This window comes from Bacillus sp. JJ1533 (assembly GCF_036965045.1).
Taxonomy (GTDB): Bacteria; Bacillota; Bacilli; order Bacillales; family Bacillaceae_L; genus Ferdinandcohnia.
Genome location: NZ_JBALOV010000020.1, coordinates 89,122 through 103,007, shown reverse-complemented (window position 1 = coordinate 103,007; position 13,886 = coordinate 89,122). Strand labels below are relative to the sequence as shown.

Below are 13,886 nucleotides of genomic sequence, written 5' to 3'. Positions count from 1 at the left end.
ATATATTAATGAATATTTTAAAAACTTTATTAGAAATTGCTGAGGCAGAGGTTCTTTAACTTCTGTCTTTTGAAGTACCACTAAAAATTTGGAGATGGTATTCTTGAACAGAATATGGTCTGATGAAGAAGTTGAACTATTAAATAAAGTCTACCCTATTAAAACAATAGAAGAATTGTGCGAATTATTCCCAAATAAAACAGATAAACAGATAAATAAAAAGGCTAAAAATCTCAAATTAAAAAAGGACAAGTTGTTTATTAAAGAATACCGTCTCAAGAAATCACTAGCAGCGAGAAGTGATTTGTGGACGAAAGAAGAATTTGAAATCCTCCAAGTGCATTATCCTAAAGGTGGAATTTATGAAGTAAAAAAATATCTACCGCACAAAAGTAATGATGCAATTAGAAGGAAAGCAAATAGTCTAGGCATTACTATTCAAAATGATGAATATTGGGATTTAAATAAGATAGAACAAGCAAATGAAAACCCCTATGCGATAAAAGTATCATTGAAAAAAAAGGTTACAAGAGATGATAATAAAACTAACAATATTGAAAAAACTGGGAAGTTCGACAATTACACATGGGAAGAAAGAGAAGATTTTAGTTTTGTTGGAGATTTAGAATTTCCAAAAGAAGTCTTGATAAGTTTTTTTAAAAGTATTTTAGAGTTACATGATGAAAAGGATAATGAAAATTGAATTATGACCACTCAAATTATTTTAAGTCGTCTTTTTAGTATTAATATAATTTATTCAATAAATAGATTTATATTAATATAATTTATTTAAGTCAATATTTTTATAGATTTTTGGTATAAGAATCCGGAGTTTGGTTAAATTGTTTCCTAGGAATACTATGGAGGAATCATTTATGTCAAACTATTGGAATAAGAAAGAGGAAAAATTATTAAAGGAAAATTTTGAAACAATGGAATGGGAGAAGTTACTTTCTTTACTACCTAATAAATCTGATAAGCAGATATTAAGAAAAGCAAGTAAGTTTGATTTGAAAAGGAAAACAGAGTTGATTGAAAGGTACTATGATGAAGATCGTAAAGCATGGAAGGATAAAAGAAGAGTTTATTTGGAAACTAGTATCGGATATGTTACAAATACCTTTCCAGCGCCGAAAGGAAGTAGTTATGAAGAAACTGAGAAAAAATATATAGGTCGATTTTTTAATGGAATAAATGAACGTTTTGTCCAGAAACAATATCAAGAATTTTTAACCGAAACAGGGTTTGACCACAATGAACAATTGTTTAGGTTATTTTTTGAAAATACCTTGAGTAAAATGTTTAATCAAGAACTTCCGAATCAAGAAAAAAGAATAGAAGATGTGATGGAATCAATTAAGAAAGACTTGGAATTGAAAAAGTACAAGAATAAGAAAAAAGACTCCTGAGTTAATCTTGGGAGTCTTCTTTGTTTTTATAATAATATTCGAAGATGTCAGTTACATTGTATTTCTTTTGTATTCCCTTTTCATGAGCAATCCTATTCAGCGTTTCAATAATATCGCCAAGCGTCCTTAGATTGATCTGTTTTACCTCACCATTAACAATTTCATTAATCGTCAACGGTCTTATCTTTGCTTCGACTGCAAGCGCATTTCTAGTAGTGTCGTCAAGTTCCTTCAATGTCTCCCCTAACTTAGAAATAAAACCAGCTTCAATCATTGTTTTAGTTTCTCGTTTCTTTTCTGCCATGAATTTCCCTCCCTTGAGTATTAGTATATTTTATTTAACTTAAAATGTAAAACTTTTTTAGTTTAACTTGTTGACAATAGAAATAGAATGAATTATATTTAACTTAACAAGTTAAACTTGAAGTGTTAAGGGGGTGATGACTTGGAAAAAGTGACAGTACTACTTGAGTATGAAGACGAAAATTTTCAGAATGCAATTAAACAAAAACTAGGCTATCTCATTGATAATAATCATGTAATGTACGTTGATTCAGGATGGTTAGAGTTTGCAAAGGTTGAGCCTGTTGAAAATGGTTACGTTAAAACATCTGGAACATTGTTTTTTGGTAAGGGTGTGCCGGAAGATGAAGCTGAAGAAACAATTAAAAAAATGGTAGACTTCATGAAGAATCTAGACTTCTTTACGTTCCTTACAAAGTATCACGATACCTTTGAATCAGTTGAGTTCGATTATTTTGTTAAGTTAATAAAAAACAAATAAAGCGTGGGGCTTAGTCCCCCGATAAGGGAGAGGAATATAAATGAATTTAACTCGAGAAAATGTAAAAAAAGTATTTTCGTTTATGGATGTAAAAGGTAGTTGGGATCTTACAGATAATGAAAATGAAGCTAGAATTGATGATACATACAGACTTACTACCCTTGAGGAATTACATGATTTAGTAGCAGGTTGTGGTTACGTTTTTGAAGGAAAGATACTTACTTCTGATGGTGTGGTTCAATGGTACACTGAAACAATTTTCGATGAGTGGGGCGAAGAAGAAAATTACATCTGTGAGTATAGATTAGTTAGTTAATTCAAAAATGAAAATGGAGTGGAACTGTTCCCGCAGCTTCACTCCAAAGAATACGAACACACGTTCATTTTACGAAATTTTTGTTTTTTAGTCAAGGCACAATACAAAGATACATCTAACTCATCGTATTTAATGCCTAATGATTAAATTTGAGCGTTTAAATATAGTTTAAGTGTAATTGGTCTAGTAGGTTAATTTAAGGATAAAGACCACTGTATCGAATCGTAAACACTTCTGAGGGGGTGTGCGTTTTATTTGAAATTATCTTGAAGTGAAGATTTATTACTTGATTTATAAATATTACAATGATATAGTTTTTACATTCGTTGGTACAAGCTTTGGTAGGGAGTGGTAGGATTTTGGTAGGAAATTACCCTACCAAATAGGATTTTAAAGGATATTGCAGGATATTAATAAAATTCAAGAAGTCCTATAAATGCCTATTATAAAGCACTTTCGGGTACGAGAGGATATTAAAGTAAATCNNTTTCCTTCGGGGTTAGGTGAAATTCCTTACCGACGGTGATGAACAAATGTTCTAAGCCCGTGACCCATTTTAATATTAGCATTCATGTTAATAGGCTATATGCCATGAGTTTTCATTTAAAATGGTGGACTTTGGTGAGAATCCAAGGCCGACAGTTAAAGTCTGGATGGGAGAAGGATGTTAGTACGGTATGTGAAGAAAATTTGTCCATAATACCTTTTATTTGTGTTGGACAAAACTACATATTTAGTTACTTGAATAACATCGACGTAGACCCCGGATTGATTTCTGTGGTCTTTTTGTTTTGGAAACAAAGATAAAAACCCCCGTTATTAGTACATGATAAAGAGAAAGGAGTGTAAATAAGGTGAGAGATCAAGACTATATGAATTTAGCGATAAATGTAGCAAAGGCTGGTGTGGGTCAAACTACACCAAACCCAGTAGTGGGAGCAGTTGTCGTAAACGAAGGTCGAGTAGTTGGTATTGGTGCACACCTAAAAGCAGGTGAACCACATGCTGAGGTCCATGCGATACAGATGGCTGGTGAAAATGCCAAAGATGCAACGGTTTATGTAACGTTGGAGCCTTGTAGCCATCATGGAAAAACACCACCATGTGCGGACCTTTTAGTAAATAGTAATGTGAAAAGGGTAGTCATTGCAACGACTGATCCAAATCCACTGGTTGCCGGAAAAGGCATCGCCAAATTACAAGCAGCTGGAATTGAAGTTGAGGTTGGGGTATGCAAGGAACAAGCAGATGGTTTAAACTCGGTTTTTTATCATTTTTTAGATAAAAAGATTCCTTATGTTACCTTGAAATCTGCAACAACTCTCGATGGGAAAATTGCCACTGTAACTGGTGAAAGTAAATGGATAACCGGTGAAGAAGCAAGAAATGATGTACATCTATATAGAAGTATCCATGATGCTATTCTTGTCGGTGTTAATACTGTACTTGCAGATAATCCAAGTTTAACAACAAGGCTTCCAAACGGCACAGGTAAAAATCCGATTCGGATTATCTTGGATTCATCCCTAAGAACGCCCCTTGATTCACAAGTCGTTAATGACGGTAAGGCAGAGACATGGATTATCGTTACAAATCAAGTAAGCGAGGAGAAAATGAACGAATTCTCTGGTAAAAACGGTGTTCGAGTTATTCAATTGCAGGAGTCTGAATTATCAATCAACACCGTGCTTACAGTTTTAGGCGAAGAAGGCATTTCCTCCATTTATGTAGAAGGTGGAGCAGAAGTAAATGGGAGCTTTTTGAAGGAAAGGGCGATTAACCAAGTCATTATCTACCTTGCACCCAAATTAGTCGGTGGGAAACAGGCGCCAACGTCCATTGGTGGTACTGGAATTGAGTCCATCGATAATGCCTTACAATTAACTATCAAATCTGTGGAACAGATCGGAGAAGACGTAAAAATCGTAGCAGAACCGAGATAGAGGTGAAAAAATGTTTACAGGAATTGTAGAAGAAATCGGGAAAATAAAAGCAATAAATGGATCACAGGATTCCGTTGAAATGGTGATCCAAGCTAAAAAGATTCTCGAAGATGTAAACTTGGGCGATAGTATTTCGGTTAATGGAGTGTGCCTAACCGTTACAGAATTTACATCCGATGGTTTCACTGTTGATGTGATGCCGGAAACAGTTAAATCAACTTCGTTACGTGAGTTACAGCTAGCATCTGCCGTCAATCTAGAAAGAGCCATGTCAGCAGGCGGCCGCTTCGGAGGTCATATCGTTTCAGGCCATGTCGACGGTATTGGGAAAATAGTTCGGAAGGAACCCAAGGGAAATGCCGTCTATTATGAAATTGAAATCCCAGAAGAGCTTGTTCAGTTTATAATTTATAAAGGTTCTGTTGCAGTAGACGGGACAAGCTTAACCATATTTGGACTTACGAAGAATACATTTACTCTTTCGTTGATCCCTCATACCTTATCGGAGACAATTTTACGTAAAAAAGGTGTAGGGGACATTGTAAATATAGAGTGTGACATGCTTGGCAAGTATGTAAGTCAGTTCATGCAACGAACCTTAGTAAACGACAACCCAAAATCAAAAATTACGGCAAGCTTTTTAGAAGAGCACGGTTTTAAATAAGAAAAGGGGGGACAACAATGTTTGATCTAATTGAAGATGCACTTGCCGACTTAAAGCAGGGAAAAGTAATCATTGTATGTGATGATGAAAATCGTGAAAATGAAGGAGACTTTATTGCAATTGCAGACAAAGCGACACCAGAGGTCATCAACTTTATGATTACACATGGGCGTGGACTCGTTTGCACACCTATTACGAAGTCGTTAGCAAAAAAATTAAATCTAGAACCAATGGTAGCCCATAATACGGACCCACATGGAACAGCTTTTACAGTCAGTATCGATCACAAAACCACCACTACAGGTATAAGTGCTGTTGAACGTTCAACAACTATCCTTGAACTTCTCAACCCAGAATCAAAGGCTTCAGACTTTAAAAGACCTGGTCATGTTTTTCCTTTAATTGCAAAGGAAGGCGGAGTGCTACGTAGGGCAGGTCATACAGAAGCTGCAGTGGACTTAGCTGCTCTTTGTGGATCAGAACCAGCTGGGGTAATCTGTGAAATTGTTAAGGAAGACGGAACCATGGCGAGAGTTCATGATTTGCGTAAGATTGCAGACGAATTCAACCTAAAAATGATAACGATAGAAGACTTAATCCGTTATCGAAATCAGAAGGAAAAGCTGGTAAAAAGAGAAGTGGAAGTTTCATTACCAACTGAGTATGGAGATTTGAAAGTAATTGGATACTCCAGTCTTATTGATGGAAAAGAACATGTTGCACTTGTTAAAGGTGATATTAGTGAAACAGAACCTACATTGGTGAGGGTACATTCTGAATGCTTAACGGGAGATGTATTTAGTTCAAAGCAATGCGAATGCGGTTCACAGCTCCACGGTGCTTTACGTCAAATAGAGAAAGCAGGCTCAGGCGTACTCTTATATATGCGTCAAGAAAGTAGAGGGACTGGTCTAATAAATAAAATGCGTACCTATAAACTCCAAGTGGAAGGTGAAGAAACCAACGGAATGAATGAGAAACATGGAGTTTTACCGGAATTAAGGGATTATGGTATTGGTGCTCAAATCCTCAGAGATCTGGGAATTAAGAAAATGAAACTATTAACGAATAACCCACGAAAAATCACTGGTCTTGAGGGATATAATTTAGAGGTAGTCGATACAATTCCAATTCAATTAGAAGGAAAAATTAGTAACAATAGTAAAATAGGGCAGATCATTCATTTTTAATAAATAAAAAACATAACTGATAACACAGGAGGCTAATGATGAATAAAATTTATGAAGGACATTTAGTTGGAACAGGTTTAAGAGTAGGGATTGTAGTTGCACGTTTTAATGAGTTTATCACAGCGAAGTTATTAACCGGCGCACTTGATGGACTTAAAAGACATGGGGTAGCAGATGAGGATGTTGAAATTGCATGGGTACCAGGTGCGTTTGAAATCCCTTTGATTGCTAAAAAAATGGCTGAATCAAGCAAATATGACGCTGTTATAGCTTTAGGTACTGTTATTAGAGGCTCCACTTCCCACTATGATTTTGTTTGTAATGAAGTAGCAAAAGGATTGGCTTCCACGTCACTCGCGTCTGGAAAACCTGTCATGTTTGGGGTTTTAACAACTGATACAATTGAACAAGCAATTGAAAGAGCGGGAACAAAAGCAGGAAATAAGGGCTGGGATTCTGCTGTATCTGCAATAGAAATGGCGAATTTAGCACGTTCATTTGAATAATTCACGTGAGTTTGTATTGGATTGGAAAGTTTTGGATATAATTTAAATTTAAGGGTATTCCAAAAAGACTATGGAAAAATAACACGGATAATGGTACTCTTAATTAAATTAGGGTTAGTCCAAAAGTAGTAAAGGGTATACTATTTGGAAAGCTTTTCGATAATGAGGGATTTATATGTTAATTCGTTATAAAAAGAATTATGAGAAAATCGCAATGGGGCTTCTTTCATTTATGCCGACTGAAAAGGACCTAAAGAACCTGCAAGCAACGATGAAACAATATGATGAAGATGACACACAGCAGCTATTCTTATGGAAAGAAGAAGATATTGTAGGAATTATCGGAACAACAATCCATGACGGAAATCTTGTAGAAATTCAACATATCTGTGTGAATCCATCCCATCGGTACCAAGGCATCGGTAAAAAGATGGTGAAGGCACTTAAAGAGCATTTCCCAGATCGTGAATTACGACCAAATGAACATACAGCAGCATTTTTTGAGAAATGTGATTTCTCAGAGGATGAAACATGTGAGGAAGGACAGTCATAAGACTGTCCTTTTATTATTCTTTGTTTCGCAATTTTTGTTTTAACAGCAATTGTTTTTGCCGTTCGGCAATTGTCTCACTTCTATCCCGTATTGTATGTTTATGAATTAATTTCTCGTTTGATAAGTCACTAGTCTTCCCCCATGATTTCCCGGATTGCGTAGCCTTAGAAATACAGGTTGAAAGTAGAGTTTTATCTGTAAGTGGTAAATTTATACTTTCATAAGGTGTACCATTATCAATATCATGAAGTTTCTTTTGTAATAGTTCAATTAGTTCGTCCACGTGAAAACCTAATTGACTTAATTCAAATCTTTGCTTTTTACAAATCGTAAGAGCACTTTTCATCATTTTACTTGCTCCTGCTGTATTTTTACGGCGATAGTGGTAAAGTGATACAGCAATTTGAATTAACCCTACCCAATATAGCTTCCTTTCATGTACGGGATCTTCTTTCCAATGATCTTCTAATACTTCGTGACATTCAAAATAGTCGCGGTCACAATGAAAATAAATTAAGTATTTAATTAATGCTTGTGGATACAAAGGGGATCACACATCCTTTTAACACTATGTAAATGTAGTTTAACATAATTACCATACCCATAACATGGAAAAAATAAAGTGTTCAGCACATTGCCGAACACTTTATTGTCAAATTGAGTTTGTTAATTAAAACCAAGCAGCACCAACGATAATTAAAAGAATAAACAATACTACGATTAAGGCAAATCCGCCTCCGAAGCCGTATCCTGCACTCATGTAAAATACCTCCTTAATTTTCTTGTTTACACAGTTATAGTATGACTTTACCTACTTCCTGTGTGGGCGGATGTCCCTACAAACAATTTTTTTTTGAAAAATAGCTGGGACAAATATGCAAAATCCACTTATGGCTTGAAGGTTCATTATGTTCTATACTAATAATTGTGTTAAAATAAAAGAATATGAATTTGTCATGAAGGGTATTTTTAGGTGAGATGAGCGTGGATTTACATTACAGCGTTAAAATTGACTCTTTTGAAGGTCCATTAGACCTTCTTTTACATTTAATTAATCGATTAGAAATTGATATTTATGACATACCAGTTGCAGAAATTACAGAACAATACTTGATGTATATTCATGCAATGAAGGATTTGCAATTAGATATCGCGAGCGAATATCTTGTTATGGCAGCGACACTTTTAGCCATTAAAAGTAAAATGTTGCTTCCAAAACAAGAAGAAGAACTGATTGAAGGTGACTCTGAATTTGAATATGAAGAGGACCCGCGCGAAGAACTAATGAACCGTCTGATTGAATACCGCAAATATAAGAATGCTGCGGAAGATTTAAAACATTTGGAAGAAGAACGATCCCAGTTGTATACAAAGCCTCCTAGTGATTTAAGTGAATTTACAAAGGATGTGACCATTGATCATTCATTAGATGTCAATATCTATGACATGCTTGGAGCGTTTCAAAAGCTTATGCGTCGCAAAAAATTGCAGCGACCGTTATCAACAAGAATTACAAGACAAGAAATACCCATCGAAAAGAGGATGGCAGAGATTGTTAATGAATTAAAAGGGTACCGTGGGAAAAAGAAATTCACAGAACTTTTTCCATACCATGATAAAAACCATATTGTTGTCACATTCCTTGCGCTTCTTGAATTAATGAAAAATAATGTTGTGTTCATTGAACAACAGAACAATTTTTCAGAAATCTATATATCAAGTATGGAAAGGGATTTTTAGTAATGAATTTAATTGATTGGAAAGCCATTGTCGAAGGACTTTTGTTTGCAGCCGGAGATGAAGGTTTGACATTAAAACAAATAGCAATGGTTTTAGAAATAAATGAGAGTACTGTTGTGGACATATTGACTGAATTAGACGATGAATATAAACAAGCTAGACGCGGCATAAATCTAGTTGAGGTTGCGGGGACCTTTCAACTAACAACCAAAAAAGAACATGCCACATATTTGAAAAAGCTAGTAGAATCACCTACTTCAACCGCATTATCACAGGCTGCGTTAGAAACACTGGCGATCATTGCTTATCGTCAGCCGATTACTAGAGCTGAAATCGAAGAAATTCGTGGTGTGAAGACAGAACGACCAATTCATACTTTAATGGCAAAAGTATTAATTAAAGAGGTAGGACGTGTTGAAGGTACAGGAAGAGCTATACTATATGGTACAACAAAGGAGTTTTTGGAATATTTCGGATTAAAGACATTGGAGGAATTGCCTACACTTCCTGAAAAAGTAGACGAAGACTATATTCAGGAAGAAGCAGACCTCTTTTTTGAGAGATTTCAAGAGACCATAGAAGATCCAAATTAATTCACCTGAGATATGTAATCTATGATAATATATAGATATTCGATATGGAAAATTGTGGCGAGTGGGTGAAAATGTGATAATTAAAAAATGTAGTGGATTTGAACTTGAAAAAACGTTAAAAAATACTTTTGAGGACTTTTTTAACCAATCTGAAGTAACAATTGTCGAGGATGGCGAGGAAAGAATATTTCAAGTACTTTATTTACGTTATTTTGATGAACAATTTACATCATTTACTCCTTTTACTGAAGACCCCGTTTATAAAATAGATTCAAATGAGGTTTATTTCAAGGATCTGGTTGCTCTTGTGTGCTTGCTTAAGAATCCTGGGTATCGTCATCGTAAACGAGTCTATCTAAATGATCAAACCCAATTTGAAGAACATTTTAAAGGTATCAATTTTGATAGACTAAAAGAAATACTTACACATCTTCATCACAAAGATAGCTATGAAGTCAAATCACCATTAGAATTTATCGAACAAACATAATGAATAAACCCCAATTGCAGAGTATGTGTTATGCAATTGGGGTTTTCTATACAAAGATTAGAAACTTTTATTACGTAGTTTTTGATGTCTAGCTCCAGGCGCCATCAGCTCTCTGGTCTAGCCAATCGCTTCGGAAGGCAAGAAGCGCCTTCTGTCATCGCCCGTCTTATGCTTGTCGCCTAAGGCTGCGCGCCTTGCGCTTTTCTTATTGAACACGCGGCTTTGTTGGGTCACAATTTGGTTGATCGATTTCTTTTGTGGCTTGCGCTAATTTTATTAAATAATAGCATTCTTCTCTTGCCATATGGTCGGCCATTAATGGGGTCATGACACCTAAAATCTCTTTGTTCAATTCCATTTCTTCTAATTCTTCCAAAAACCCCTTGAAAATCTGCATTTCTAATTCTACATCATTGTTAAATCGGGCTAATGCAGGGAATTCATATTGACTCGTACGTAAGAAACCAACCATTTCTACTGCCTTTAGGTAAAAATCCTCCCACTCCTTTACAAATTTCTCGCTCTTTTGAAATAGATTTTTTTCTACTCGGTCTAGGTTCGATGCAATTCCACCGGCATGCCCTGCAGCATCTAATAGCCAAATGAGATGATGATGAAGTGCATGTGTTGGAGGGACACTTTTACCTACTACTAAAAAGCTCGAAACCCGTTGCCATTCCTCTAATTCATTGACCATATGATTGATAAATGAAGGAGTAAGACCGATTTTCACTTTACCCACTAATTGGTTTTTAATGATATCTAATTTAAAACTGCGCAGCTGTTCTGCAGCAGTTCTACCTTCTTGAATAAGGATGATCAGTTGATTTTGCTGTACAGCTTCTCTTGCCGACTCCAGTAAACGATCAAAAATTGTGATAAATTGTTCTGTTGCTTTAATTCTTTCCTGTTCACTTGGTGCCAAGGAATCATGTAAAAACCGACTATGGTCACCTAAAACCTGCATCCAAAACTGAGTTTCAAATACGGCTTCCTCTTGAAATGAGCCAATCAAGTTGCATACCTCCTCGTAATCCTCACGCGTAATTTATAGGCATTCGCCAAGTTATCTCCAGTATCAGTATGTCAAAAGGGAAAGAAGGGTGAATGATAAATTTCAATTCTTAATGTAAAAGTCACGAAAATAGGTGAAGTGCATACGATAATGACGATAAAATCTGAGGGAGGATTATGATGGGCACCCCTGAAAAGTATGTGGAAGATGTGAAGAAATGGTTTTTGGAGATGGAAAAACAATTTAAAAATGAACGAAATGAGGAGTTTCAAACGAAACTATCGAAATTCTCCAAACTTCTTGAATCTGTTAGTGAAACACTATCACCATCTAGTATGCTTGAATTGCAGAAAGAGGTAGAGAACCTTTATAGAACAGGCTTACGATTTGCAGAACCTGACGAATTCCAAGAAATAAGGAGAGTGGGAATAGGGCAGCATAGATTGCCACCCCTCCCATATGGATATGATGCATTAGAACCATATATATCAACAGAAATCATGAGACTTCATCATGATAAGCATCATAAAAGTTATGTCGATGGATTAAACAAGGCTGAGAAAATGATGGAAAAAGCGCGTGACACCGGTGATTATGATTTATTAAAGCATTGGGAAAGAGAAGCTGCTTTTCATGGTTCAGGTCATTATTTGCATACGATTTTCTGGAATGTTATGAAACCAAAGGGTGGTGGTATGCCCGGGCGTGAATTACTGCGCCAGATTAATAGGGATTTTGGTAGCTTTGAAGTCTTTATGAGACATTTTAGTGAAGCTGCTAATAAGGTGGAAGGTGTAGGTTGGGCCATTTTGGTATGGTCACCACGAGCTGGTCGTTTAGAAATTCTCCAAGCTGAACGTCATCAATTCATGACTCAATGGGATACGATTCCACTACTTGTGCTAGATGTTTGGGAACATGCTTATTATCTTCAATACAAAAATGTTCGCGCAGACTATGTGAAAAATTGGTGGAATATCGTGAATTGGGATGAAGTCGAACACCGATTTAATGAAGCATCAAAACTTCAATGGAAACAATATTAACGAATAAAGACTCCTGCTGACCACGCATTGGTCAGTTTTTTTGTAATCATTTTTCGGTGTCTAGTTCCAGCGCCTAGCCAGTTTTCATCTTGAAAAGGCTTCTGAGAGTATCTTGCGAAAAGCTTCTGAACAAGCATAGCTTGTTCCTGCGAGGATTACGCAAGGAAGTCTTCCTTAGTGCTTTGAGCAGCTCGAGGTCATAAGCTAATCCGTCAAGAAGGATAGATTGCATCCTTCTCGTCGGCTTATCTTATGCTTGTCGGACTTGCACAGGACAAGAAATGCTTCGGCAGTATAATCATCGCACGAAGAAAATGGATAGCATTTTCGAGGATGTGCTGACATCGACGTCTGCCACAGGACGTGGCAGCATTTAGTCGATGTTCCCCTTCAGCGCTTGCACTTTTAAATGTTTGTACATATTTTATTCATATAGTTGGACATGTTTTGCATACACTTTTACAAAACAGCAAAAGGGACGGGGATCGAATGACATTTTTTCGCAGAAGATTAATTACACTTTTCATCATTGTTATGATTCTCATAGGCTTCCTTCCTCAAAAAGCGAGTGCGCTTTCTGTTAGTGCAAAAGGTGCAATCTTAATAGAGCAAGAGTCTGGTAGAATTTTGTATGAAAAAAACGCTCACCAACGAATGAGAATTGCTAGTATTACAAAAATCATGACAGCGATTCTCGCCATTGAATCTGGAAAACTGGAGGAAATGGTAAAAGTGAGTAATAATGCTGTACGTGCAGAAGGTTCTTCCTTATACCTAAAGCCGAACGAGCAAATAAAACTGGAGGATTTGGTTTATGGTTTGATGTTACGCTCAGGTAATGATTCTGCAGTTGCTATTGCCGAGCATGTAGGTGGCAGTCTAGAGGGCTTTGTATTTCTAATGAATCAAAAAGCTGCAGAAATTGGTATGAGGAACACAGAATTTGCAAATCCACATGGACTGGATGATCATGAAAACCACTATTCGTCTGCATATGATATGGCCATTTTAACGCGATATGCAATGATGAATGAAAAATATAGGGAGATTGCCAGTACAAAGGTACATCGTGCACCAAACCCAACAGAAAAATGGGATCGTGTGTGGAGAAATAAAAACAAGTTACTTACAAAGCTTTATCCATATAGCACTGGTGGAAAAACAGGATATACAAAGCGGGCGAAACGAACATTGGTTTCAACGGCATCAAAGGATGGAATTGATTTAATTGCAGTTACGATTAATGCTTCTGATGACTGGAATGATCATATGAATATGTTTAACAGTGCATTTGAAACATATGATTTAGTGAAGATTGTCAAAGAAGGCGACTTGCAAACGGATAATAGTTTTTACAAAGGTAAAGTATTTGTTGATCATGATTTTGTGTACCCATTGACGGCAGAAGAGAAAACGAAGGTAAAACTCGATGTGCAGTTGCTCGAACCTGATACGAGAGAGTGGCGGAAACCCGAAAATGTCCCTGATATTGTAGGAACTCTAACCGTTAATCTTGGGGATGAGACAATAGAAGAAATGCCCATTTACTTTGATAATGGCAGTGTCGACAGACCTAAGGAAACATTTTGGGAAACGCTAAGAAGTATTTTTTTAGTAATTTTAGGGGTTAGATAACG

The 13,886-nt window shown here is 36.3% G+C and carries 19 protein-coding genes and 1 riboswitch; of the genes, 14 read left to right on the top strand and 5 right to left on the bottom strand.

The features are described 5' to 3' along the window. Positions 1-103 precede the first annotated feature (103 nt). Both V7138_RS10300 and V7138_RS10295 read left to right on the top strand, forming a co-directional pair. Positions 104-703: a hypothetical protein gene (locus V7138_RS10300; RefSeq protein WP_335396674.1), complete on the top strand. Its 600-nt coding sequence runs from the start codon at positions 104-106 to the stop codon at positions 701-703. A gap of 172 nt (positions 704-875) precedes the next feature. Then, complete coding sequence (locus V7138_RS10295) at positions 876-1,409, top strand: hypothetical protein (protein WP_335396672.1); 534 nt, start codon at positions 876-878, stop codon at positions 1,407-1,409. Between the two features lies 1 nt (position 1,410). Here V7138_RS10295 and V7138_RS10290 read toward each other — a convergent pair whose 3' ends face one another. Continuing rightward, positions 1,411-1,713 (bottom strand): XRE family transcriptional regulator, encoded by a 303-nt coding sequence (locus V7138_RS10290; RefSeq protein WP_335396670.1) that lies wholly within the window; start codon positions 1,711-1,713, stop codon positions 1,411-1,413. Between the two features lie 141 nt (positions 1,714-1,854). On the opposite strand from V7138_RS10290, the gene V7138_RS10285 reads away from it, so the two are divergent. From V7138_RS10285 to V7138_RS10255, 7 genes are all read left to right on the top strand, one after another. Further along, on the top strand, positions 1,855-2,193 hold the full coding sequence (locus V7138_RS10285; RefSeq protein WP_335396669.1) for a hypothetical protein: 339 nt from the start codon (positions 1,855-1,857) through the stop codon (positions 2,191-2,193). 40 nt (positions 2,194-2,233) lie between these two features. Next, entirely contained in the window at positions 2,234-2,509 is a 276-nt protein-coding gene (locus V7138_RS10280; protein ID WP_335396667.1) for a hypothetical protein, read from the top strand. A gap of 485 nt (positions 2,510-2,994) precedes the next feature. Continuing rightward, a riboswitch (FMN riboswitch) is annotated at positions 2,995-3,178 on the top strand. A 203-nt stretch (positions 3,179-3,381) separates the two neighbouring features. Continuing rightward, positions 3,382-4,452 carry a bifunctional diaminohydroxyphosphoribosylaminopyrimidine deaminase/5-amino-6-(5-phosphoribosylamino)uracil reductase RibD gene (gene ribD, locus V7138_RS10275; RefSeq protein WP_438824339.1) on the top strand — a complete coding sequence of 357 codons (1,071 nt, stop codon included), beginning with the start codon at positions 3,382-3,384 and terminating at the stop codon, positions 4,450-4,452. Between the two features lie 10 nt (positions 4,453-4,462). Next, positions 4,463-5,116: a riboflavin synthase gene (ribE, locus tag V7138_RS10270; protein WP_335396663.1), complete on the top strand. Its 654-nt coding sequence runs from the start codon at positions 4,463-4,465 to the stop codon at positions 5,114-5,116. A gap of 17 nt (positions 5,117-5,133) precedes the next feature. Beyond that, positions 5,134-6,306 carry a bifunctional 3,4-dihydroxy-2-butanone-4-phosphate synthase/GTP cyclohydrolase II gene (locus tag V7138_RS10265; RefSeq protein ID WP_335396661.1) on the top strand — a complete coding sequence of 391 codons (1,173 nt, stop codon included), beginning with the start codon at positions 5,134-5,136 and terminating at the stop codon, positions 6,304-6,306. Between the two features lie 38 nt (positions 6,307-6,344). After that, a complete protein-coding gene (gene ribH, locus V7138_RS10260) occupies positions 6,345-6,812 on the top strand; it encodes a 6,7-dimethyl-8-ribityllumazine synthase (RefSeq protein ID WP_335396659.1) in 468 nt (155 codons plus the stop codon). A 175-nt stretch (positions 6,813-6,987) separates the two neighbouring features. Next, positions 6,988-7,365, top strand: coding sequence for a GNAT family N-acetyltransferase (locus V7138_RS10255; protein ID WP_335396657.1), 378 nt, complete (start codon positions 6,988-6,990; stop codon positions 7,363-7,365). A gap of 13 nt (positions 7,366-7,378) precedes the next feature. On the opposite strand, the gene V7138_RS10250 is transcribed toward V7138_RS10255, so the two are convergent. Together V7138_RS10250 and V7138_RS10245 are read right to left on the bottom strand one after the other, a co-directional pair. After that, the gene (locus V7138_RS10250) at positions 7,379-7,909 is read right to left on the bottom strand and encodes a DUF309 domain-containing protein (RefSeq protein ID WP_335396656.1); all 531 of its coding nucleotides are present in this window, start codon (positions 7,907-7,909) and stop codon (positions 7,379-7,381) included. A 126-nt stretch (positions 7,910-8,035) separates the two neighbouring features. Beyond that, positions 8,036-8,125: a YjcZ family sporulation protein gene (locus V7138_RS10245; protein WP_438824338.1), complete on the bottom strand. Its 90-nt coding sequence runs from the start codon at positions 8,123-8,125 to the stop codon at positions 8,036-8,038. Positions 8,126-8,349: 224 nt separating this feature from the next. On the opposite strand from V7138_RS10245, the gene V7138_RS10240 reads away from it, so the two are divergent. The 3 genes from V7138_RS10240 to V7138_RS10230 all read left to right on the top strand — a co-directional run bounded on the left by V7138_RS10240 (position 8,350) and on the right by V7138_RS10230 (position 10,188). After that, a complete protein-coding gene (locus V7138_RS10240) occupies positions 8,350-9,105 on the top strand; it encodes a segregation/condensation protein A (RefSeq protein ID WP_335396655.1) in 756 nt (251 codons plus the stop codon). Between the two features lie 2 nt (positions 9,106-9,107). Continuing rightward, complete coding sequence (scpB, locus tag V7138_RS10235) at positions 9,108-9,698, top strand: SMC-Scp complex subunit ScpB (RefSeq protein WP_335396653.1); 591 nt, start codon at positions 9,108-9,110, stop codon at positions 9,696-9,698. Positions 9,699-9,771: 73 nt separating this feature from the next. After that, positions 9,772-10,188 (top strand): hypothetical protein, encoded by a 417-nt coding sequence (locus V7138_RS10230; protein ID WP_335396652.1) that lies wholly within the window; start codon positions 9,772-9,774, stop codon positions 10,186-10,188. A gap of 205 nt (positions 10,189-10,393) precedes the next feature. On the opposite strand, the gene V7138_RS10225 is transcribed toward V7138_RS10230, so the two are convergent. Beyond that, a complete protein-coding gene (locus tag V7138_RS10225) occupies positions 10,394-11,203 on the bottom strand; it encodes a DUF2935 domain-containing protein (protein ID WP_335396650.1) in 810 nt (269 codons plus the stop codon). A 179-nt stretch (positions 11,204-11,382) separates the two neighbouring features. Here V7138_RS10225 and V7138_RS10220 point away from each other — a divergent pair, with 179 nt between their 5' ends. Beyond that, the gene (locus tag V7138_RS10220; protein ID WP_335396648.1) at positions 11,383-12,249 is read left to right on the top strand and encodes a superoxide dismutase; all 867 of its coding nucleotides are present in this window, start codon (positions 11,383-11,385) and stop codon (positions 12,247-12,249) included. Here V7138_RS10220 and V7138_RS10215 read toward each other — a convergent pair. Beyond that, a complete protein-coding gene (locus V7138_RS10215; protein ID WP_335396646.1) occupies positions 12,246-12,386 on the bottom strand; it encodes a hypothetical protein in 141 nt (46 codons plus the stop codon). The genes V7138_RS10220 and V7138_RS10215 overlap by 4 nt on opposite strands. Positions 12,387-12,738: 352 nt before the next feature. On the opposite strand from V7138_RS10215, the gene V7138_RS10210 reads away from it, so the two are divergent. Beyond that, positions 12,739-13,884: a D-alanyl-D-alanine carboxypeptidase family protein gene (locus V7138_RS10210; RefSeq protein WP_335396644.1), complete on the top strand. Its 1,146-nt coding sequence runs from the start codon at positions 12,739-12,741 to the stop codon at positions 13,882-13,884. Positions 13,885-13,886: the final 2 nt, after the last annotated feature.